This window comes from Mucilaginibacter achroorhodeus (genome assembly GCF_007846095.1).
Classification (GTDB): domain Bacteria; phylum Bacteroidota; class Bacteroidia; order Sphingobacteriales; family Sphingobacteriaceae; genus Mucilaginibacter; species Mucilaginibacter achroorhodeus.
The window spans coordinates 407,693-432,346 of record NZ_VOEI01000003.1 but is presented as its reverse complement, the minus strand read 5'-3'; the positions used below and the strand labels follow the sequence as shown (position 1 = coordinate 432,346).

The following is a 24,654-nucleotide window of genomic DNA, read 5'->3' as shown; positions in this document are numbered from 1 at the left end:
ACGTAAACTGCAACCCTACATCATTTATGTTACTGAATAAACAGATCTCGATCATTTACTTTCTGAAACTTATCAAATGGGATATTTTTGGCATTTTTTTATACGCCTGTCTTGTAGGTGCCTTAGATTATTTTTCCTTTTTTAAAGATCTTTCTATTCCGTTCAGTATATCCGCTATGGTAGGTACGCTGCTTTCTTTATTACTTGCGTTTAGGGTTGCACAGTCTTACGAACGCTGGTGGGAAGCCCGCATCATCTGGGGCGCTATAGTTAATGATAGCCGTACGTTAATAAGACAGTTGATCCAATTTTTGCCGCAGGCCGCCGAAAGAAACAATATTGTTAAGGAATTTGCTGTGCGGCAATCGGTTTGGTGCTACGCACTTACCGAAGCGCTGAGAAAATGCCCATCAGACAAAGTAGAACAATATATTAAAGAGATAGGAAAGGATAGTCAAAATCGCCCAAATCTTATATTAAGCATCCATGCCGAACGTTTGGCCGATGTTAGTGAGCAGTATGATCTTAATGCTAATAAACAAGTTCAACTTGACAACACTATTCAACGCCTTACCGATTCGATGGGAAAATGTGAGCGTATTAAAAACACTATATTCCCAAGGGCTTATAGCGTATTGATACATTTTTTAATATACGTGCTTACCACTATTTTCCCGTTCGGGTTAGACGATCATCATTGGATAATAGAGATTGCCCTGGCTACCGCCGTACCGGTTCTGTTTATAACAATCGAAAGAACAGCGATATTGATGCAGGACCCTTTTGAGAATAAACCTACTGATACACCGATGAATGCATTATCGGCGACTATAGAACGTAATCTTTACGAAATGTCGCGGTTACCTGCTCCTGAGCAAAAGCCCCAACCGAATACTTTTTACATGATGTAGCCTAAGCAAATAACAATACTGTTTACACAGCCATTGAACTTCAAATTCAATGGCTGTGTTTGTTTTGTTGAAACACGGCAACTTGCTAAATTGCATAACAACGATCTTAATCATTGTATCCATAAAGCTCTCAAACTCGATAACCATCCTAAGCATATGAAAAAACGCATACTCTTCTTAATGCCGTTTGTCTTATTATCAGTCAATCGATCTTTAGCGCAAAAATTAACCATCCCAATTGAAACGGCTCATAACGCAGTTGTACTTCAGGTTACTGCTAAGAATGATCTGGTTCAAGCATATTTTGGGGAAAGGCTTAATACCCCAGATGAATACTCGCAAATAAAGGAAGTACGCACGTCAGATTATACCGGCCTTTATCAATCTGCATATACACCTTCCGGCTCGCGTAATTTATTAGAACCTGCTATTAGTATCCAACATGCCGATGGCAATCAATCGTTAGATCTGCGGTACGTAAGTCACAAAGTAGATAAGCTGTCAGAAGATGTTACACTTACTTCAGTTGTACTTAAAGATCTTGTTTATAAGGTAGTTGTGACCCTGTATTATAAAGCTTATATAAAAGACGACGTAGTTGAACAATGGAGCGTTATTCGCCACCAGGAGAAGGGGGAGATCACCTTGCAAAAATTCGCGTCAGCAAATCTTAACCTGAGCAGCAAGGCTTATTGGTTAAGGCAATATCATGGCGATTGGGCAAAAGAAATGCGCCCGGAAGAAACTCAATTAACCCACGGTATCAAAACCCTGGATAGCAAGTTGGGTACCCGTGCTAATTTATTTATGCCATCAATGTTTATGGTATCGCTTAATAAGCCCGCTACCGAGGACGAAGGCAAAGTGATGATGGCGGCTTTGGAATGGAGCGGCAACTTCCGTACAGACCTCGAACTCGACCCGGACGATAACCTGCGCGTCATATCGGGCATCAACAATTATGCATCAGCATATAAATTAAAACCCAATGTTGATTTTACTACACCGGCATTTGTGTACACCTTCTCATCAAAAGGGAAGGGTGTGGCCAGCCGAAACTTGCACAACTGGGCGCGCAATTATAAATTAATGAATGGCAAGGGCGACCGGTTAACTTTGCTAAACAACTGGGAGTCTACCTATTTTGACTTTAACGAACAGAAACTTTTTGGTCTGCTTAAAGACACAAAGGCGCTTGGGGTAGATCTGTTTTTGCTTGATGATGGTTGGTTCGCCAATAAGTTTCCACGTAATGATGACCATGCCGGCTTAGGCGATTGGGAAGAAAACCGAAAGAAACTGCCTAACGGTATCGCCTCAGTTGCGAGGGAAGCAGATAAAGAAGGAGTTAAGTTTGGAATATGGATAGAGCCGGAAATGGTAAACCCTAAAAGCGCACTTTACAGTAAGCACCCTGATTGGGTAATCAAACAACCAAAGCGGGACGAGTATTATTTTCGTAACCAGTTGGTGTTGGATCTTACCAACCCTACCGTGCAGGATTTTGTGTTTAAGGTTGTTGATTCATTGTTCATTAAAGATCCAAAGTTAGCTTATATTAAATGGGATTGTAACGCGGTAATCTATAATGCTTATTCGGTTCATTTAAAAATTCAGCAATCGCAATTATATGTTGATTACGTTAGGGGTTTATATACCGTTTTACAACGTATCCGTAAGAAATACCCTGATGTGCCAATGATGTTATGCTCTGGTGGAGGCGGACGCGTGGATTATGGCGCCCTGCAATATTTTACAGAGTTTTGGCCAAGTGACAATACCGATCCTTTAGAACGGATTTACATACAATGGGAATATTCTTATTTCTACCCGGCAATTACCAGCTCCACCCATGTTACAGATTGGGGCAAGCAATCATTAAAATACCGGGTAGATGTAGCTATGATGGGTAAGTTGGGTTTCGATATTGTGATAGCTAAGCTTAGCCCACAGGATCTGCAATTCGCCAAAGATGCTGTTGTAAATTACAATAGCGTCAAATCTATCATCTGGCACGGAGATCAGTATCGCTTGTCCGATCCGCAAACAGATCCGGTAGCTTGTGTTATGTATGTAGATACCATTAAAGCATCAGCCGTTGTTTTCGACTATTTGGTCAGTAATCGTTACGATGCGGCACCAAGGTCGCGCATGTTGCTAAAAGGCCTTGATCCGGCTAAAAAGTACACCATTAGAGAAATTAATGTTTACCCGGGTAAAACAGGAAGGTTTAATGGTGAAAGCATTTACAGCGGCGATTTTTTAATGAAGGTGGGGATCGATCCAGAAATAGATCCAAGCCGAAGTAGCGTAGTACTTAAGATCGACGAGACGAAGTGAGATCTCGACTATGTTACTACTGATTTTAATACAACTTATAAGAGTCCTTCAACCTAAATCTATTATATTAGTGATGTGCGTAATTACCTTATTTTAAGCTGTATCATATTAGGCGCTTTGCTTAGCGCTGAGACTGGTTTCGCTCAGAACCGCGATGTTGAGATTGTGCGCAAACAATTGCTTGGTGCTAAAGACTCGGCAAAATATCTAGATACGTATAATCAGCTTGGTTTTCTTTTACATTTAAATAGTGCCGATAGCACTTTTATCTATGGTGTGAAGGGCCTTGCTATGGCCAGCCGTCAGCATAACGATAAGGCTATTGCGCAATCTTATTCTAACATAGCTGCAGGTTTATTACTTAAGGGGCTTTATAGCCAGGCCTTATCAAGTTACGCTGCGTCCTACGGCGTTTCGGCCAAATTGAAAGACACCGCAAACATGATGCAGTCGCTAATGAACCAGGCTTTAGCGTATGACTTTTTAGGAGACAGTACAAAGCGCGTGGAGTTTTCGCGCAGGTCTTTGGCGCTTGCTGCGAGTATCCCAAGGGATTCGGTAACAAGCATGACCTATGTGAATTATGCCGCCATGAACCCCGGATTGAGTGCAGACTCTATTAGTTTATTACTGAATAAAGCTGTTGGCGTTGCCAAGATATTTCATGATGAACGGGTGTTTCTGGCAATTGACCAACAAAATGCAGACAGGTTTTTAAACTTAAATCAACCTCAAAAGGCGGGACCGATAATAGACAGGATACTTATTACTGCTAAGCGCAAAGGCTGGGATTACCATTACCTTGAAGGACTTGGATTAAAAGCCCGATATTACACCTCAAAGGGAGATATAGACAGTGCAATTAACATATATTTCAAAATAGCAGACCTTGCCAGGAAAAACGGAGTCTCGTTTTGGGAAACAGAAGTACAGCGCGAACTGATAAAGGCTTACGATTCTAAAAAGGATATTGCAAAGTCTTTATACTACCATCGTTTACTTGTTAAAGCTTTAGAAGAAAAAGCTAATGCTAACGAAAAATTTGTTGGTGATTATTTGAAATATGCTGCAGCGCAGACAGATATTCAAACCCTGGAAGCTATTAATGCCGCGAAAAATAAGCGGATCATTTGGTTAACCGGCATCATAGTGATCGGCTTGATCTTGCTCATTATTGTGATATGGCAATTTAAGCGTTCAAAGGCTTACAGTGTAAGGTTGGCAGCAGATAGCGAGTTTAAAGGGAGATTGATATCCGTTTTAGCGCATGATTTCAGATCCCCGTTAAGTACCACTTTGGGCCTAGTGGAACTTTTACGTGATGATACGCTCGACAGCGGCACCCGACAGCAACTTTACGATGAGCTTGAGCGTGATACAAGGCAAGTGCTTTTAACTTTCGATAACTTACTTGTGTGGGTAAAAGAACAGTCGGCAGGTTATCGTTTTAAGGCTGTTGAAGTAAATCTAAAGGAAATTTGGCTATCGGCAGAACAGTTCTTTAGCCGTGCGATTCTCGCTAATGATCTTAAAATAATCATCAATATAGATCCGGCGGTTAACCTGTTAACAGATATAGAGATATTGCAATTTGTTAACCGCAATTTACTTCATAATGCAATAAAGCATTCGCCGGCTGGTGGTAACATAACTGTTGATATGTTTGACGAAGGAAAATTTGTAAGGATCGCAGTTACAGACCAAGGGCCGGGAATGGATGAGGCCCGTGTAAAAAAGCTGTTTGCCTTTGGCCGTCCCGATAACGGAAACCCTAAAGGTGGTGCTGGTATGGCCATGACCATCGCCAGAGATTTGATTGAAAAGCTTGGCGGTAGTATCTGGGTAGAAAGTAAGCCAGGCAACGGAACAAGTTTTTATTACAGGCTTAAGAAATAACCTATTTTGTTAAAAGCATGCTATGTTGGGATAATATCCTACAAGTCTGTTATTGGCTTTTAGCTTAATTTTACCCAATTAATTGATTGCATAATGTCCTTTAACGGTTTAATATCGCAACATCTACATTTACATCATAAATGAAAATCTTTAAAATCGCCATTATCCTTTGTTTGCTTGGATCATCAACTTTATTTGCCCAGGCAATAAAGACGCGTACCCATACCAATTTTGATGAAGGCTGGAAGTTTGCCCTTGGCCATGCTACCGATTATACCCGCGATTTTAATTACGGTAATGGTAACAATCTTTTTGCAAAATCCGGCGAGTCGGCAGGTACAGCCATAGCAATTGATTTTAACGACAAGCAGTGGACCAACATAAGGCTTCCGCATGATTGGGTGGTTGGCTTACCATTCAGATATGTTAAGAACGATGATATTGATTCTCACGGTTACAAACCGGTGGGGATGCTTTTCCCTGAAAATAGCATTGGCTGGTACCGCAAATCATTTGAGATTGCGTCAGTTGACTCAGGTAAGCGTTTTGAAATCCAGTTTGACGGAATTTATCGCGATAGCAAAATATGGCTTAATGGGTATTACATAGGCGGCCATTTTAGCGGCTACAATAGCGTTACATTTGATATCACAGACTTTATCAGGTTTGGAAAAAAGAACGTGCTGGTTGTAAGGGCTGACGCAACTGAATTTGAAGGCTGGTTTTACGAAGGCGGTGGCATCTACAGACATGCCTGGCTGAATACTTATGACAACCTGCATTTTAAAAGTAACGGCGGCGCTTTCGCACATGCCGCAGTTGAAGATAAAGATGCCCGTGTAACCATAGAGACCAATATTGAAAATAGGGGCATTAAGGGAGCCACAGCAACGGTTTACAATTATATAACTGACAGAAACGGCAAGGTGCTGGCCAAAGGTAAAGAGATGCCCCTTGACCTGGCAGTACGCAAGGATGTTAAGCTAAGCGATGATATCCTGTTACGGAACGCTCATTCATGGGATTTAAACGACCCTTATTTATACAAAGCAGTTTCTGTTATTAAACAAAATGGCCGCACAATCGATAGTGTGCAAACACGTTTTGGTGTACGCACTTTTACCTTTGATAGCAAAACCGGCTTTGCCTTAAACGGCAGGAAGATGAAAATCCAGGGCGTTAGCTGCCATCAGGATCATGCCGGTGTAGGTTCGGCATTGCCTGATGAATTGCAGTACTACCGTATCAAATTGCTAAAAGAAATGGGTGTTAACGCTTACCGCGCTACACACAATCCACCAACACCTGAACTTTTGGATGCCTGCGACAGCCTGGGTATGCTGGTTATGGACGAGACACGTTTGCTAAACAGTGGTAAGGAGTACGAAGACCAGTTTCGTGATTTGATACTTCGCGACCGCAATGACGCAAGCGTTTTCTTATGGTCGATAGGTAACGAAGAATATGTGATGCAACATACTGACATAGGTAAGCGAATTGCCCAAAACCAGGTGTTGTTGCAGCAAGAGCTCGACCCGACACGCATTAGTACTTATGCAGCTAATATGGGTAACTACTTTAAAGGTGTAAATGAAGTAATACCGGTTAGAGGCTTTAACTATAATTTAGGGGGCTTAGACGGCTATCATGCAGCCCACCCCGATCAGCCGATCATCGGTACCGAGGTGGCAAGTACAGTAACCACCCGCAGCATTTTTACCAAAGATACGGTTCGTGCTTACGTTCCTGATTATGATCTTACCTTCCCTTCATGGGCCAGTACTGCCGAAACCTGGTGGAAGATAACGCAAGACCGACCATGGTTTATAGGAGGTTTTGCATGGACCGGTTTTGACTATCGCGGCGAACCAACGCCTTATCGCTGGCCAAACGTAAATTCGCACTTTGGTATCATGGATATGTGTGGTTTTCCTAAAACTGTTTATTACTATTACCAAGCCTGGTGGACAGATAAAGACGTGCTGCATATAGCGCCGCACTGGAACTGGAAAGGCAAAGAGGGGCAGCCAATTGAGGTTTGGGTGAATAGCAATGCCGACGATGTTGAACTTAAACTTAATGGCAAAAGCTTAGGAAAAAAAGATATGCCGCGTAACGGCCACCTGGTTTGGACTGTTAATTATCAGCCTGGTGTGCTCAGTGCTATCGCTCATAAAAAAGGCCGTGTAATAAAAGCTAAAGTTGAAACAACCTTATCGCCAGTTAGCATAAAATTGATTCCATCAAAGATCAAGCTTATGCATGATGGTCAGGATGCTGTAATTGTAAACGTGATAGCCTTAGATGCTAAGGGAAGGGAAGTGCCGGATGCTGCAAATATGATTCAGTTTGATTTGCAGGGTAGCGCAGAAATTATTGGCGTCGGTAACGGCGACCCAAGCAGTCATGAGGCAGATAAATGTAGCGATGGACAGTGGCAAAGAAGCTTGTTCGGCGGGAAAGCGCAGGTTATAATCCGTTCGCTTAAGTCAAATGGTAAAATTACACTGAAAGGTTTTTCATCGGGTTTAAAAGCTGATGAAGTAACTTTTCAATAACAAGCGATTTTATGACTGAGAAGTTGATCTCGAGAAGGCTAATTTTTATAATATTTTGCTTTTCTGCAGCATCAAGTTTAGGGCAATCTAAAGTGATAACGCTAAATATTGACCCTTCCGAGCAGTACCAGGTTATAGATAATTTTGGCGCGTCTGATGCGTGGGCCTGCCAGTTTGTGGGGCAGTGGCCGGATGTACAGCGTAATAAAATTGCCGATCTGCTTTTTAGCAATGACACCACTGGTAACGGCCAGCCAAAAGGTATAGCCCTATCGCTTTGGCGATTTAACATTGGTGCAGGTACCGCAGAACAGGAAGCCAAAAGTGAAATACCTGACGAATGGCACCGTGCCGAATGCTTTGCCGATAGCAATGGCAATTACAACTGGCGTAAACAAGCTGGCCAACAATGGTTCCTAAAGGCTGCCAAGGCAAGGGGTGTAAAGCAGTTTCTCGCATTTAATAATAGTCCGCCGGTTTGGTTAACGCGCAACGGCAGGGCTTTTGCCGATAGCGGCCGCACTAACATCGCAGCCGATAAGTATCCGGGTTATGCTAAATTCTTAGCTGCTGTAATATCTGGATTAAAGAAAAGTGCAGGGGTGAAATTTGATTATATAAGTCCCGTTAATGAGCCTCAATGGAAATGGAGTGATAATAAGCAGGAGGGAAGCCCTTTTAATAACCAGGAGATCGCAGTTTTGGCCCGGGAGATTGATAAAGAATTTATAAAAAATAAAATCACCACAAAATTAGCCGTTGCCGAGGCCGGAAGCATCCAATACATTTATCAAGGTAGCAGTAAAAATAAAGGCAATCAGGCAGAAGACTTTTTTGCCCAAGGCTCTGAAAATTACATCGGCAACTTGCCATCTATGGCAAACCTCATCAGCACGCACAGCTACTTTACTACATCGCCTTATGAACGCTCGGTTAAAGATCGCGAGGCACTTGCCGATAAGATTGCAACTGTTCCTGGTCTCAAGTTCTGGCAATCCGAATACTGCATCTTGGGTGATAACGACGGTGAAATCAAAGGCAATGGTCGCGATCTGGGCATGACTGCGGCACTTTACATGGCCCGCGTTATCAATACAGACCTAACTGTTGCAAATGCCACCGCATGGCAATGGTGGACTGCCATATCGCCTTATGACTACAAAGACGGATTGGTTTATGTAGATAAAAACAAAACCGGCGGCGCTTTCTACGACAGCAAAATGCTTTGGGTGCTGGGGAATTACAGTCGCTTCGTACACCCGGGTTTTAAGCGCGTAGCTGCGGACATCGGTACCGGCATTCAAAATGTTTACCTGTCAGCTTACATTAAGGGTAAGCAACTGGTTTGTGTAGTGATTAACAACAGTTCAAAAGATGCTACTTTTAGCTGTATGGCTGGCGGTAGAGAGATGGTTGTTAGGCGAACGTATACAACTTCTGCAAGTGGTAATCTCAAACCAGGTTATGCTAAAAGTGTGGTAACCATACCGGCACAATCGGTTGTTACTTTGTTAGGAAGAATCAAGTGATATACAAAATAGCGGCGTTTATCATAAATAATTCGGTGTAAGCTACGGCTATTTTTTGCCTGCGACTGAGCACATATCATAAAATAAGTGTATTTACTGACACAAATCCGGCAACGGAAATAAAGTCCATCATATCAAAATTTTTAAGGTAAAAGTCGATGTATTAACTTTTGGACGTTTGTCGCTGCCCCAAAAAATCATTTCAAAGTTTTGCGGGTGCTAAAAATAATTTTATTATTAATTGTTTATACAACAATTAATATACTATCTTTAATGATATGATAGTTGATCGGTAACACCTTATCCTATCTGTAAACCAATATAAACACTCTTTATTGATCAAACTTTGACTGCCAGAAGAATCTTTCTGTTGCCTCTTGCTGCGGCACTTTGCGTTTTGTTGGTGTATAGCCAACCGGCGCTTTGTCAGTCTATGCACTACCTCGGCATTGAACAGGGATTATCTAACAATTCGGTAACAAGCATTTATAAAGATCCACATGGCTTCGTATGGATCGGTACCAATGATGGCTTAAACCGCTATGACGGAAGTTCGGTACGGATATACAGAAACGTTTGGAGTGATGGCCATTCGCTGATTGATAACCATATCAACAAATTAGCCGGTTATGGTAACAAAATTTTTGTTGGTACGCAAAAAGGCTTGGTTTGTTATAATTACGATATTTCTGGTTTTGAAGATGTAAGTTTTAAATCTGCTAATGGCAAAATCACCGCAATAACCGGTAATGTTAATGCTTTGCAAATTGATAGCGCCGGTAATCTGTACATAGGCACTGATGATCAGGGGCTGTTTGTGCGTAACAAAAACACAGGCGTCTGCAGTAAGATTCAGTTAAGTGGAGATAACCATGCATTTACGGTGCAGGCCGTAGCTGTTGGTAGGGATAACAGAATTTGGGTTTTAGTGAGAGACCGTGGTTTATTCTGCTTACAGAAAAATAAGTTAACGCTACTTGATGAAACTATAAAATACGCCAATTGCTTAACTGCCGATACTGGAAATAAAGTTTGGATAGGTACAGATAACGATCTGTTTTTTTATGATGGTAAATTACAACGACTTGTAAAAGCGCCTTTTAATGGAAAGCTAAACAGCGATAAAATTATTGATGTTAAAATAGATAAGTCTGGCGATATGTGGATCGCTACCAATGGCGGCGGTATTAACATCGTAAAACCAAAGGGAGACATTGTACAGCATATTGTGAGCGAACGCAACAACAATTTAATTGTACGCAGCGATGCTGTGAGTGCTATCTACGAGGATAATGAATCGACAAAATGGATTGCTACGTTAAGAGGTGGGCTTTATACAATTGATAGTCAGCCTAATAAATTTAGACTTATTGCTAACGACCCGTTCAATAAAAACAGCTTAGTCAACAATTTTGTATTGTCGTTTTGCGAGGATGAACATAATAATATCTGGATAGGTACGGATGGTGGCGGCCTCAGCTATTGGAACAGGAAGAAAAATCTATTTACTAATTACAAAACCGATAAAACCAATCAATCGTCATTAAGGAGCAATTTTGTGGTAAGCATTGTGAAAGGTGCCGATAACCAAATATGGATGGGACTCTTCAATGGAGGGATTGATCGTTTTGATAAGGCAACCGGCCGGTTTGTACACTACGATTGTTTTAATACAGCAACGGGTGCTTTAGACAGAAACCTGTGGAAGTTATATGTAGATCATCACAATCATATATGGGCCGGCACTACCCGAGGCGGAGCACTTTATCTGTACGACAAAATTAAAGACAAGTTTGAGCTGTTTGACGCTAAGCTACTTAATATCCACGCTATTTATGAGGATCATAACGGCACATTATGGGCTGGTGATTATAAAAATCTTATTAAGATAGACATTAAGAACAAGCATCATCAATTTATCGATGTAAAGAAAGCTGTCCGTTCCATAACAGAGGATAAAAAGCACTACTTATGGCTGGGTACCGAAGGAGGGGGCTTAATTAAGTTTGACGTTGGTAACCAAAAGCTCCAACGTTTTACAGAAGCAAGCGGACTGCAAAGTAACTCTATCCTTAACGTACTTACCGATGATGGTGATAACATCTGGGCTAATTCCTACAATGGCCTAATTCAGTTTGAGCGAACAAAGCAATCCTTTAAAAATTACAGTGCAAGTGATGGTTTGCAGATAAATCAGTTTAACTACAATGCGGCTCTCAAGCTAACCAGTGGCGAGTTGGTTTTTGGAGGCATTAAAGGGTTCAGTATTTTTCGCCCCGATAGCCTAAGCGTTGTATCTCATGGCCCGCAGTTAAAATTAACCGGTTTTAAAATAAATAACCGATCGATCGAAAATGATCCTTTTTACACCAAAGGGGTTGGGTTTATTGATTTAAAAAAATTAACGTTACCCTACAACGATGCTACTCTTGCGATCAGTTACACTACTCCGGAATATAGTTATCCCGATAAAGTAAAATATGAATACATATTAGAAGGTTGGGATCATCGTTGGAATGAGGTTGGAAATGCAAAGACTGCCTATTACTCTCGCCTGAACGAAGGTGATTATACTTTTAAAATTAAAGCAACCAACACGGATGGAAGCTGGAGCAATAAGCAATTGCAGTTGCAAATAATAGTGATGCCGCCATGGTACCGTACCTGGTGGGCGTATTTAGCTTATTTATCTGTTGCAAGCTTTGCTGTTTATTGGATATGGCGGTACCGTACAAAACAAGCTGACTTTAAATATGAGATCCGTTTAGCCAATTTGAATACCGAAAGGGAAAAGGAGTTGAACGAAAAGAAGCTTGCTTTTTTTACAAATGTTTCCCACGAATTCCGCACACCATTAACGTTGATCATTAATCCGATTAAAGATCTGTTACATCAACCAACTGGCCATTCTGATGAGTTAAACACGATTTACCGTAATGCAAGGCGCCTACTTGGACTTGTTGACCAATTGTTACTATTTAGAAAGGCCGAAAGTGTTAACGATTCTCTCAACCTCGCAGATTTGCATATTTCTACGTTGTGCCACGATGTTTACCTTTGTTTTGTTCAGCATGCAAAAAGCAGGCAGATCAACTACCAATATTTCTGCGATAGTGACGAGACAATTATAAAGGCTGACCGCGAGAAGATTGAGATCGCTGTATTCAATCTGGTATCCAACGCGCTCAAATTTACGCCAGACGGAGGTGAAGTTATGCTCTACCTTACCAAAGGCGAACGAACAATTGAATTGAAGGTAGTTGATACAGGATGTGGAGTATCTCCAGAGGAGGGCAAGCGCATTTTTGACAAGTTCTACCAGGTTAAAGATAATACAGCGAGAAAAGGCTTTGGTATTGGCTTGCATTTGGTGAAAAACTTTGTTGACAGCCATAACGGAACAATTGATTATTTTAATAACCAAACTACAGGCGCCACTTTTGTGATGCACCTGCCTTACAAAGAGGATTTAAACGATTATTCAAGTCATGTCATAAAAGATGACGAACAAGATCTATCAAATCTTTTAAATGATGTTGACGGACTGATAAATTGGCAACAACCAGTTGATGAACCGGTCACAAACCTTCCGTTACTTATTTCTGATAAACAATCCGTTTTAATAATAGACGATAACGCGGGCTTAAGGTCGTACATCCGTAAAATATTTCACGAAGATTTTAATGTTCACGAATCTGAGAATGCTGAAAACGGGTTAGAGGCCATCAAACGCCGTATGCCTGATGTCGTGATATGTGATATCAATATGGAAGGAATCTCAGGTATTGAACTATGCGCTATTATAAAGCAGGATTCGTCATTAAGTCATATACCGGTGATATTGCTTACGGGAGACCCCGACCCTGAAAGCAGATTAAAGGGGATTGAAGTAGGCGCTATCGATTTTGTGAGTAAGCCTTTTGATAAAAACCTCCTTGTGGCGCGCGTACAGGGGATCTTAAAAGATAGATTAGATCTTCAAAAATACTTCTACAATGAGATAACACTAAAAGAAAATACGCGCAGTATTTCTGAGCATCATCGCGAGTTTCTTTACAAGATAATCGCAATTATAGAAGAACACATTATTGACCCCGATTTTGAGGTTAAAAGTATTGCTGATGAGATGGGCATAAGCTATTCAAGTCTGTTCAAAACTATTAAATCTATCACCGGACAATCTGTCAATGGGTTTGTACGCTTTGTAAAACTCCGAAAAGCTGCTGAAATGATGATTGATACTGAATGCAACGTTAATGAAGCAGCACTAAATACCGGCTTTAACGATATCAAATATTTTAGGGAACAATTTATCAAGCAATTCGGGATCAAGCCTTCAGAATTTATAAAACAGCACCGCGCTGCATTCCATAAAAAATATTCTGTAGAAAAGGCAATTGTTTAGGTTAAATTATCTGATCGCGACAATCTTAATTATAATTCATTAATATGATTTTTAGTCGTTTGACAGTCGCTTTGTTACTTGTAGCAGCAAACAACGCCTTTTGCCAATCAACTTCTAAAGATTACAAACTTGTTTGGGCAGATGAATTCAACAAGCCGGGTTTAGTAGATTCTACAAACTGGCGTTTTGAGGAGGGATTTAAACGCAACCATGAAGATCAATGGTATCAAAAAGAGAATGCTGTTTGTGAAAATGGGCTACTGGTTATTACAGCAAACAGGGTAGATCTTCCAAATCCCGACTACAAAGTGGGTGATAGCGATTGGCGGGCCAAGCGAAAAAGAATAGAATACACTTCCGCAAGCTTAAATACAGCTGGATTGCACAGTTGGAAGTACGGCAGGTTTGTGATGCGCGCGCGGGTAAGTACTGCAGATGGTGTTTGGCCGGCCTTTTGGACGCTCGGTGTTAAAGGTGAATGGCCATCAAATGGTGAGATTGACATTATGGAGTACTACCAAGGCATGCTTTTGGCCAATATTGCCACTGGCACCACCAAACAATATTCGCCAAAATGGTTCAGTGTTAAAAAGCCTCTAACTTCGTTTGCAGATCCTGATTGGAGTAAAAAATTTCATGTCTGGAGAATGGATTGGGACGAAAGTAAAATAAGCCTCTATGTAGATGATCAGCTCTTGAATTGTAAAGAGTTGAAAGACCTTCCGAATCAAGATGGTTCAGGTATTAACCCTTTCAAACAGCCACATTACATCTTACTAAACCTTGCCATTGGTGGTGATAATGGTGGTAATCCTGCCGCCACAACCTTTCCTCAACGTTACGAGATTGACTACGTTAGAGTTTATCAACGCTAATAATTATCGTACCGATACTACGCGCTTTTACCAAAGCATTTAAAAAATTTTTAAAGTTTAACCGCCTACTACATTGATAGCTGATTTTAGGCGTGTTTTTGCTTAAAAATTAAGATTTACCCCCCTTAAAATTGCTGTTTTACCCCCCTTATCTTAATGTGATTTCCCTTTAATTCGTAGAAACCAATTAAAAAACAGCTTTAATTTTCATTGATTTTTAAAGTCTTTAAACCGGCTGATCATGTTTACAGGGGTTTTCCCTCTAACTAAGATCTGCTGAGTATTGGAAACAGATAACAAAACCAATCAACTAATTATATCACCTAAAATCACGGCCAAACAATGAACAGAACTTAGCATTAGATCCCCGCAATTCATTATCAAATTATGAGCTAATATCTAAATCATTACAACACTAATTATGGAATATATTTTACCCAAAAGTTTATTCTTACAACGCAAATTTAGACCGCTGGTTTTGCTATTCGCTGCAATGCTTATGGTAACTGTACCCGGTTATGCAAGTAACAATCGCTTTTTTGAGAAAGCCGATAAAACCGAACAAAATTTACCCCCTGTAAAAGGTAAGGTAATTGACAAAACAACCGGAGAAACCGTTATAGGTGCTACAATTCTTATAAAGGGTACAGACCAGGGTACAGTTACAGATGTTAACGGTATGTTTAGCCTTAACGTACCGGAAGGCGCAACGTTAGTTGTATCATACGTAGGCTATGAAACATCTACAATCGTTTTAGGCGGACAAACATCCTTAACCATCAGCTTACAGCCCTCTGGCAAAAACCTTAACGAGGTTATCGTTGTAGGTTACGGTACGCAAAAGAAAACGTCAACTACTGCAGCAGTTTCTTCTATTAAAGCAAACGAAATTGCTAAAAAGCCCGTAGTTAACCTAACCAACAGCCTTGTTGGCCGTGCATCAGGTTTAATTGTAACACAAAGCAGTGGCGAGCCCGGTTACGATGGTTCAAATATTCAGATCAGGGGTATTGGATCTACTGGCGGTAGCGCACCTCTACTAATTGTTGATGGTGTGCCTCGCGATTTTAGCAGGCTCGACCCGGCAACCGTTGAAAATATATCGATCCTAAAAGATGCTGCGGCAGTTGCACCTTATGGTGTTGCGGGTGCCAATGGTGTTATTTTAGTAACCACAAAAAGGGGTAAAACCGGTAAGCCTACGCTTACTTACAACGGCTATTATGGTGTCCAAAACCCAACTAAGGTTCCAAAATTTGTAGGTTCTTATCAATACGCGTTACTGCGCAATGAGGCAAATGCTAATGATGGTCAACCAGCGGCATACACTGCTGATGATATCCAGAAATTTAAAGATGGCTCAGACCCTGACGGTCACCCGGATGGGCACCCTTTGGATGATATTATTATCCCTAACAGGCCTATCATGTATCATAACTTAACCTTATCAGGTGGTTCTGAAAATATCAAGTATTTTGCCGCTTTAGGTTACAACCGCCAAGACGGTATGTGGAGAACCACATATTTGGATAAATACAACGGATCTTTAAACATTACCGCTAACGCTACCAGTACAACAGTTGTATCGTTGGCTGTTAATAGCTATGTAGAAGATCAGCACTTCCCATCTCAAAGTGCAGCTACAATAATAGGGCAAGCACAGCGGCAGGCGCCAACAACACCTGTATACTACAGCAATGGCTTGTGGTCTGGTTACATTGGTCAGTCGCTTATCGGAGAGATCTACCATAGCGGCTATCAATTAAATGAGAACACAGCAATGCTTTCTCAATTTTCGATAGATCAAAAACTCCCTGTTACAGGCTTAAGTCTTAAAGGTGTGGTAAGTTATGATAGCGGCCCCGATCCGCTGTTTGGTAATCAAACATCATTTCAGCGTACTTATGCCACACCGATTCCTTTTTATAACGTCGACGTAACCACCACGCCTTATACCTACAAACAGGGTATACAAGGTAACTCCAAGGCAACATTTACTGAAAGTTACAGTCAAAATCATTCACTTACCCTTCAGGGATTATTGACCTATCAAAGAAAATTCGGTAAGAGTGATGTCAGCGCCCTGGCAGTCGTAGAAAGCCGCAGGGTTAAATACTCAACATTCAGCGCTACCAAATACAACTATAATTTGGATATAGATGAGCTGGATTTTGGTGGTCCTGCTGCGGCTGATGCAGTAAACTCAGGTTCATCAACAGGTCAAAAACAATTGGGTTATGTATACCGCTTGGGATATACTTACGATAATAAGTATCTGTTTGAGGCATCAGGCCGTTACGATGGTAGCTATTTATTTGCACCGGGCAACAGGTTTGGTTTCTTTCCGGCATTTTCTGCAGGTTGGAGATTATCTGAAGAAAAGTTTTTTAAGGATAATGTTACTTGGGTTGATAACTTAAAAATAAGAGGTTCATGGGGTCAATCAGGCGCTTATCCAAGAATAGCTGGAAATATAGCTACCTATCAGTATTTAGATCCATATAACCCTTACGCCAACTCAGGCGTAATAAACGGCAGCGCAACTCAAGGTATTTATGAAAGCTTGCAGGGCAACCCCAATATCACCTGGGAAAAGGCAAACAAAACTGATGTTGGTTTCGAAGCAACTTTGTGGAAGGGAGCACTTAGCATCGAGGCAGATTATTTTTACGAAAAACGATCTAACATGCTGGTTAGCATCGGTAATACCTTACCGGGCGAGTATGGATTGGCTACCGGACTTGTTAATGGTGGTATTATGAGTAACCATGGTGTTGATATTACCCTGCAAAGCGGTCACAGCTTCTCTAACGGTTTAAGGCTGGATGTTAGGGGTACCTTTACATTTGCGCGCAACAAACTGTTACAGGTTTACGAAAACAGCGCTACAGCAAATAACCCTAATAGAAGGCAAACCGGCCGCCCAATTGGTACACCTTTTGGTTACCAGGCACTTGGCTACTTTAAGGCCAGCGACTTTAACACTGATGGTTCTCTTAAAGCCGGTGTGCCTGTTCCAAGCTTTGGCCCCGTTAAACCTGGGGATATCCAATACGCGGATCTGAGTGGCCCTAACGGAGTGCCTGATGGTAAAATAGATGCTAACGACCAAACCGTTATCGGTCACCCGCAAACACCTGAGATTATTTATGGTTTGGAGCCACGTATCTCATATAAAAACTTTGATCTGGATGTTTTAATACAGGGTTCAGGCAATAGCGACATCGGTATCAACAACTATTTTGCCTTTCCGTTTAACGCATCTGGTTCGGCTTCTCAGTTAGTATATGATGATCACTGGACACCATCTAACCCAAATGCACTGTATCCACGCGTTACAGGTACGCCTACTTCAAACAATACTCAATTTTCAAGCTGGTTCATGAGAAACATCTCTTACATCCGCTTGCGCAGTTTTGAATTGGGGTATACATTCTCTAATAAGTTGTTAAAGAATAAAATGCAATCGCTCAGAGTTTATGCCGCCGGGCAAAATGTTTTCACCTGGACACCTGGTACAAGAGAGATCATAGATCCTGAAAACAGTGGCGGTAATATAAATTATTATCAACAAAGGGTATTGTCGATAGGTGTAAACGCAACTTTTTAATATAAGATATGAAAGCAATGAAATATAAAAATATAAAACGTAGATGCGTTTTTGCACTTGGTGCCATTGTTGTGAGTTTGGGTGCGTGTAAAAAGGATGGTTTCTTGGATGTCCCTAACAAGCAGACATTAAACAATCAATCCACCTTTGCATCCCAAAACAATGCCGACCTTTTTATAAACGACATATACAATCAGTTGCCTGATGGCAACAACGATTACCAGGCTTTAGACCAGTATGCCGATAATAGCTTTTGCGGTGCAGCATGGGAAAACGGACAAGCAACCGTTAGAGCCGGATCTATAAATCCGAGCAACGTACCAACCGGTCCGGGCGGTATGTGGGATTGGAAAGGTACCTACACTAAGATAAGAAAATGTAATGTTTTCTTAAAAGAGGCAGCTACCAACAAAGCTAACTATTCCGACACTTGGTACCAGCAACGTGTGGCAGAAGTAACTTATCTAAGAGCCTATTTTTACTCTTTGTTATTTACCAGCTACGGTGGTGTGCCAATTATCACTGTGCCTTTAGATAACCGAGATGGCAGCGACATTTTCGGAGCAAGGGCCTCTATAGATCAAACATTAGCATTTATTGAGGCTGATTGCGATGCTGCTGCCGCTGTGTTACCCGCAAAGGCGTCAGAGACTGGCCGTGCATCAAAGGGATCCGCACTTGCACTAAAAGGATGGGTTGAGCTATTTGCTGCAAGCCCACTGGTGAATACAGGTAACGATGCCTCGAAATGGGCAAAGGCAGCGAGTACAAACAAGCAATTGATAGATTTGGGTACGTACAATTTATTTAATACTTCCGCAACATCTTATGCAGACCAGTTCCTGGGCCCAAACAACTGGAACTCGGAAACTATTTTTGCTCGCGGTTATGCAACAGGCCCGGCGAAGGGTAGCCATCGCGAAGGTTACTTAGGCCCGGTATATGTAAATGGTGTACAACAATCATGGGGTAACCTTGCACCAACTCAGGGCCTGGTTGACGATTATGCCATGGATAATGGTTTGCCTATTAGCGATCCGGCATCAGGTTATAACCCTCAAAAACCTTATGAAAAACGTGAGCCGCGTTTTTATCAATCTATATTGTATGACGGCTCATCATGGCAGGGCGATATCTTTAAGTCAAGAATAGGGGGTAGTAACCAGATTGACCTTGGTTCAACAAGCGATATCAGCAACACCGGTTACAACGCCCGTAAAACCCTTGATGAATCTATTACAGGCCAAACCAGTATCAACCTGGCGCCAAGTTTCGCTAACTACATTATCTTCCGTTACGCCGAGGTATTGTTGAGTTATGCGGAAGCCCAAAATGAGGCAGTTGGCCCTGATAATACCGTATATGATGCTGTAAACAAGGTACGTGCACGTTCTGCCTTACCTGCAGTCAAAAGCGGGTTGAGTAAAGATCAGATGCGCGACTACATCAGGCGTGAAAGACGTATCGAGCTTGCTTTTGAGGATAAGCGTTGGTTTGATATCCGCAGGTGGAAAATTACAACCGGTACAAATGGTGTGTTAACATCAGCAGTGTACGGTATGAAGATAGAACCATCGGGAGGAAGTTTAACCTATACGCCGGTTAAGATATTCACAAACTTGTTTTTCGATTATCAAAACTGGATGCCTATTCCGCAAGATGTAATGGATCAAAATAAAAAGCTGGTGCAAAATCCAGGCTATTAGTGTTAAGTTGATTAATAAAGTCACACTTTGGGTACAAGCCCGGGTGTGGCTTTTTTAGTTCAAACTTGTTTTAATGTGCTATTTCTGCATTATATTTATTGAGTGAAATTAACCCAGCCTATAGGTTAATTTAAAATTACTATTGACCACAACCCTAATTATTTAAACAATTGGATTTCCTGAATCTAAAATTGCTGCGTTTTTCACCTTTTGCACTGGCCATTTTTTTATTGGCGGCTTGTTCTGAATATGCTGATAACAATGGTGCCGCCAACCAAGATCCTTTATTTAAACTTTTACCTGAACAACAAACTCACATAAGTTTCGCTAATACACTTATCGAGGGCTTAAACACCAACGTGTTAATGTATGAGTACTTTTACAATGGGGGCGGGGTAGCTGTCGGTGATGTCAATGGCGACGGAAAACAGGATATTTACTTTACCGGTAACATGACGGATAACAAATTGTACTTAAATCAGGGTGCAATGCAGTTTAACGACGTGACTTCAATTGCAGAAGTTGCCGGCCGACCGGGTCCATGGAAAACAGGTGTGACCATGGCCGATGTTAATGGCGATGGCAAGTTGGATATTTACGTTTCTTACTCGGGGAAAATTTCTGCTGAAAAACGCAGAAGCCAGCTTTTTATAAATCAAGGGAACGATAGTGAGGGAATTCCACATTTTAAAGATGAGGCAAGCAGTTTCGGCTTAGATTTTCCGTCGTTCAGTACGCAAGCCTATTTCTTTGATTATGACAGGGACGGTGACCTGGATATGCTTATAGTTAACCATAATCCTGCAAGGATCAGCAGTCTGGATGATATTAGCGTAAGTAACCTGATGAAGCAATCAGATGAACAGGCCGGTATCCGTTTACTTCAAAACGATAAGAGTTTTTTTAAAGATGTTACGGCTACTTCGGGTACTATAAGCACCTCGTTATCTTACGGGTTAGGTGCCGGGATTGCCGACCTCAACGGAGACGGCTGGCCTGATATTTATGTTTCCAACGATTATAATGTTCCTGACCGTTTGTACATAAACAAGCATAACGGCAAGTTTAATGATCAATTGCAAAGCAGTGTAGGCCACACCTCATTTTATTCTATGGGTAATGATGTTGCTGACATCAATAATGATCTTAAACCGGACATCTATACACTGGATATGCTACCGGAAGATAATCGCAGGCAAAAACTACTTTTTGGTGCAGATAATTACGAATCTTTTGCGCTCAACCTACGGGTGGGGTTCTATTATCAGTATATGCGTAACATGCTCCACCTCAACAACGGCGACGGCACTTATAGCGAAATAGGCCAGCTTGCAGGTATTTCTAATACTGACTGGAGCTGGGCACCCCTTTTTGCGGATTATGATAATGATGGTTGGAAAGATCTATTTGTATCTAACGGCTACACCCGCGATTATACAAATATGGATTTCCTTAAGTATATGGGAGACAACCTAAGGGACAGACGTGTAATGCGCCAGGATCTGCTCAACATTGTAAATCAGATGCCTTCTTCTGAAGTAAAAAGCTATTTCTTTAAAAACAATGGTGATCTCACCTTTTCTAATACCAGCCAAGCTTGGGGCATTAATCAGCCAGCCAACAGCAATGGCGCTGCCTATGTTGATCTGGATAACGATGGCGACCTTGACCTTGTAGTTAACAATATCAACAAACCGGCTTTCATTTATGAGAATCAGGCTGATAAGCAAATTAAAAATCACTACTTAGATATTAGTCTGGAAGGTAAGCCGGGCAACACACAAGGTATAGGCGCTAAAGCGACCATCTACAGTGAAGGAAAATCACAATATCTCGAGCAGATGCCTACACGAGGTTTTCAGTCGAGCGTTTCGCCCGTTCTGCACTTCGGCTTGGGTAAGGTTAATAAGATAGATTCATTAAGGATAATCTGGCAGAGCGGTTACACCAATTTATATAAAGATATCACTGCGGATAAATTATTAACGGTTACCGAGGAAGAGGCAAAAACTAATTTTATTCAGTTACCTGTAACAAAACCTCTATTTCAACAAGTAAACTCTCCAATTAAGTTCACTCAAAAATCCGCCACAGATAACGACTTTAAACGGCAGCCGTTGTTGACAAATCCATTATCATACTCAGGCCCGTGTATAGAGAAAGGAGATGTCAACGGAGACGGATTGGAAGATGTGTTCATAGGAGGTGCTAATGGGCAGGAGGCTGCTCTTTATCTACAAAACAAACACGGCGGTTTTATTCAAAAAACTGAATCTGCCTTTGCAGCAGATAATAAATATACCGATGCAGCAGCTGCGTTTTTTGATGCTAATGGCGATGGTTATCCCGATCTTTACGTGGCATCAGGCGGCTATGCAGGTGTTAATGAGAGCGACCCATTATTACAGGATAGGCTTTATTTAAATGATGGGAAGGGTAATTTCACCAAGGCTGCAAATGCCCTACCTAAAATGTTGGTGAGTAAAGGGTGCGTTAAAGCAGCCGATATAAATGGCGATGGTTATATAGATCTATTTGTAGGTGGCCGGGTAATACCTGGTCGTTATCCGGAAATGCCCGATAGTTATTTGTTGCTGAACGACGGTAAGGGGCATTTTACTGATGCGACAGCTACCTACAATGCAAGCCTCAAGAAGATAGGCATGGTTACCGACGCAGCATGGGCTGATATGAACCATGATGGCAAGCCAGACCTTATTTTAGCCGGTGAATGGATGCCTATTACCGTGTTCTTAAATTTAAATGGAAAGCTAATCGATGCCACGGAAAAATATCTTGGTAAAAAATACTCCGGCTGGTGGAATTGTTTAAAGGTGCAAGACATTAATCATGATGGCCAACCGGATATAGTTGCTGGCAATCTTGGTTTAAATACGCAATGCAAAGCCTCATATAAAGAACCTGCTGAATTGTATTACAAAGATTTTGATGACAACGGTTCTGTCGATCCTATTCTTTGCTTTTACATCCAGCACAAAAGTTATCCTTACGTAAGTCGCGATGAATTGCTGGATCAACTGAGCGTTATGCGTGGCCGTTTTCCGGATTATAAAAGTTATGCCGATGCCACTATCGATAAGGTTTTCACACCAGAGGAGATGAAAGGTGCTGGCAAGCTCACAGCAAATTATTTAGGAAATGCCTGCTTTATGAGCGATAAAAGCGGAAAGCTTAAGCCGTTGGCGTTACCTGCCGAAACACAATTTGCGCCGGTGTTTGCTATTAACGTTTTCGATTACAACCATGATGGGATAGAGGATATGCTGCTGTGTGGCAACATTACTCATGAACGCCTGCGGTTTGGTAAGTATGATGCTAATTATGGTGTGCTTCTAAAGGGCGATACAAAAGGTGGTTATACTTACATCCGGCAACAACAATCCGGCTTTAAGATCAAAGGCGACGTCCGTAGCATATTACAATTGAACAACCTGCTCTTGTTTGGTTTAAGCGAAGGAGAGTTGAAAGCTTACAAACCTCTTAAGTAAATGAAGAAGTTTTATCCGATCATATTTATTATAGCTATAAGTCTTGGCGCTTGCCATTCCCGCAATTCAGCAAAACTTAGTAATAAAGACGTTTCAAAGGTTATCGAACAGATGACTGATGTAATGATCCATGATGTAACTAATCCGCCCTTAGCAGCCCGCTTTTATGCTTATACCTGCCTGGCCGGTTACGAAGTTGTTAATGAAAATGATAAAGCAGTACCAAGTATGCATGGTAAACTTAATGGCTATCCTTTAATACAAAAGCCCAAGAGAATATCAGGTTACGACTATCGCTTAGCTGCTGTTCTGGCTATGTTAAAAACTGCGCAAAAGTTACAGCCATCTGGCACTACAATACTGGTCAAGTACGAACAAACCGTTCTGGATTCGTGCAAGAAAGTGGGATTTAGTTCTGAAGCCATAGATAGCTCAGCAAGCTATGCTCAAAGGATAAGCAAGCAGATACTTGCATATGCCAAGGCAGACAAATACAATCGGATAAGTAATTATAAGCGCTATCAGGAATCAGCAGGTGATGGCGATTGGAAAGCCACACCTCCGGCATATATGAACCCTGTAGAGCCTTATTTTAATACGATAAGGCCTTTCACGCTTGATTCTGCGTCGCAATTTTTACCTGTCCCGCCAATTCCGTTCTCAACAAATAAATCATCTCAGTTTTATAAATATCTGCAAATGAGTTATGCCAAAAGCGGTAAAGGCCTAACAGATGAAGAACAGGCCGTAGCCAATTTTTGGGATTGTAATCCTTTTGCAGTTCAAAATGATGGCCACATGCTCATAGGTCTCAAAAAGATCTCGCCGGGTGCACATTGGATGGGTATTGCTGGACTGGCTTGTGAAATGAAGAAGTTTGATTTTGAGAAAACGCTCGAGGTTTATACCATGATCGCAATAGGCCTTACAGATAGCTTTATCTGCTGCTGGGATGATAAATACCGCACTAATAGGATAAGACCGGAGACTGCGATCAGAAAATATATAGACCCAAACTGGAAGCCGTTATTGCAAACGCCCCCTTTCCCGGAATATATAAGCGGGCATTCAGTAGTGTCTACGTCCTCCGCTGTAATTTTAACGCATTACTTCGGTGATAATTTCCATTTTACCGATAACGTGGAACGAAAATACGGCATACCACCAAGAAAATTCTCATCGTTTAAACAGGCTGCCAGGGAGGCTGCAATATCCCGTTATTGGGGAGGGATCCATTTTATGGATGCTATTGATAACGGCATTATACAAGGAAACCAAGTTGGGACGTGGGTTTTGAGCAAAATAAAAGGCTAAA

11 protein-coding genes are annotated in these 24,654 nt (G+C 41.5%); all 11 read left to right on the top strand.

What is annotated here, in order from left to right:
- The first annotated feature begins 26 nt into the window (after nt 1-26).
- The 11 genes from FPZ42_RS11575 (at nt 27) to FPZ42_RS11525 (ending at nt 24,653) form a co-directional block, all read left to right on the top strand.
- A complete protein-coding gene (locus tag FPZ42_RS11575; protein WP_146271510.1) occupies nt 27-911 on the top strand; it encodes a bestrophin family protein in 885 nt (294 codons plus the stop codon).
- A 156-nt stretch (nt 912-1,067) separates the two neighbouring features.
- Entirely contained in the window at nt 1,068-3,251 is a 2,184-nt protein-coding gene (locus FPZ42_RS11570) for an alpha-galactosidase (protein ID WP_146271508.1), read from the top strand.
- Nucleotides 3,252-3,326: 75 nt separating this feature from the next.
- On the top strand, nt 3,327-5,147 hold the full coding sequence (locus tag FPZ42_RS11565; protein ID WP_146271506.1) for a sensor histidine kinase: 1,821 nt from the start codon (nt 3,327-3,329) through the stop codon (nt 5,145-5,147).
- A 140-nt stretch (nt 5,148-5,287) separates the two neighbouring features.
- A complete protein-coding gene (galA, locus tag FPZ42_RS11560) occupies nt 5,288-7,705 on the top strand; it encodes a beta-galactosidase GalA (RefSeq protein WP_146271504.1) in 2,418 nt (805 codons plus the stop codon).
- A gap of 11 nt (nt 7,706-7,716) precedes the next feature.
- The gene (locus FPZ42_RS11555) at nt 7,717-9,234 is read left to right on the top strand and encodes a glycoside hydrolase (RefSeq protein ID WP_146271502.1); all 1,518 of its coding nucleotides are present in this window, start codon (nt 7,717-7,719) and stop codon (nt 9,232-9,234) included.
- 346 nt (nt 9,235-9,580) lie between these two features.
- Complete coding sequence (locus FPZ42_RS11550) at nt 9,581-13,639, top strand: hybrid sensor histidine kinase/response regulator transcription factor (RefSeq protein ID WP_146271500.1); 4,059 nt, start codon at nt 9,581-9,583, stop codon at nt 13,637-13,639.
- Nucleotides 13,640-13,683: 44 nt separating this feature from the next.
- A complete protein-coding gene (locus tag FPZ42_RS11545) occupies nt 13,684-14,514 on the top strand; it encodes a glycoside hydrolase family 16 protein (RefSeq protein ID WP_146271498.1) in 831 nt (276 codons plus the stop codon).
- A 421-nt stretch (nt 14,515-14,935) separates the two neighbouring features.
- Nucleotides 14,936-18,124, top strand: a complete 3,189-nt coding sequence (locus FPZ42_RS11540; protein WP_222431570.1) for a SusC/RagA family TonB-linked outer membrane protein — start codon at nt 14,936-14,938, stop codon at nt 18,122-18,124.
- Between the two features lie 8 nt (nt 18,125-18,132).
- Entirely contained in the window at nt 18,133-19,830 is a 1,698-nt protein-coding gene (locus tag FPZ42_RS11535) for a RagB/SusD family nutrient uptake outer membrane protein (RefSeq protein WP_146271496.1), read from the top strand.
- Nucleotides 19,831-20,000: 170 nt separating this feature from the next.
- Nucleotides 20,001-23,339 carry a VCBS repeat-containing protein gene (locus tag FPZ42_RS11530; protein WP_222431569.1) on the top strand — a complete coding sequence of 1,113 codons (3,339 nt, stop codon included), beginning with the start codon at nt 20,001-20,003 and terminating at the stop codon, nt 23,337-23,339.
- Complete coding sequence (locus FPZ42_RS11525; RefSeq protein ID WP_146271494.1) at nt 23,340-24,653, top strand: vanadium-dependent haloperoxidase; 1,314 nt, start codon at nt 23,340-23,342, stop codon at nt 24,651-24,653.
- Nucleotide 24,654: the final 1 nt, after the last annotated feature.

Coding starts and splice junctions, on each gene's coding strand:
- FPZ42_RS11555 (WP_146271502.1), top strand. CDS start 7,717: ATGACTGAGAAGTTGATCTCGAGAAGGCTAATTTTTATAATATTTTGC.
- FPZ42_RS11570 (WP_146271508.1), top strand. CDS start 1,068: ATGAAAAAACGCATACTCTTCTTAATGCCGTTTGTCTTATTATCAGTC.
- FPZ42_RS11545 (WP_146271498.1), top strand. CDS start 13,684: ATGATTTTTAGTCGTTTGACAGTCGCTTTGTTACTTGTAGCAGCAAAC.
- galA (WP_146271504.1), top strand. CDS start 5,288: ATGAAAATCTTTAAAATCGCCATTATCCTTTGTTTGCTTGGATCATCA.
- FPZ42_RS11575 (WP_146271510.1), top strand. CDS start 27: ATGTTACTGAATAAACAGATCTCGATCATTTACTTTCTGAAACTTATC.
- FPZ42_RS11540 (WP_222431570.1), top strand. CDS start 14,936: ATGGAATATATTTTACCCAAAAGTTTATTCTTACAACGCAAATTTAGA.
- FPZ42_RS11535 (WP_146271496.1), top strand. CDS start 18,133: ATGAAAGCAATGAAATATAAAAATATAAAACGTAGATGCGTTTTTGCA.
- FPZ42_RS11525 (WP_146271494.1), top strand. CDS start 23,340: ATGAAGAAGTTTTATCCGATCATATTTATTATAGCTATAAGTCTTGGC.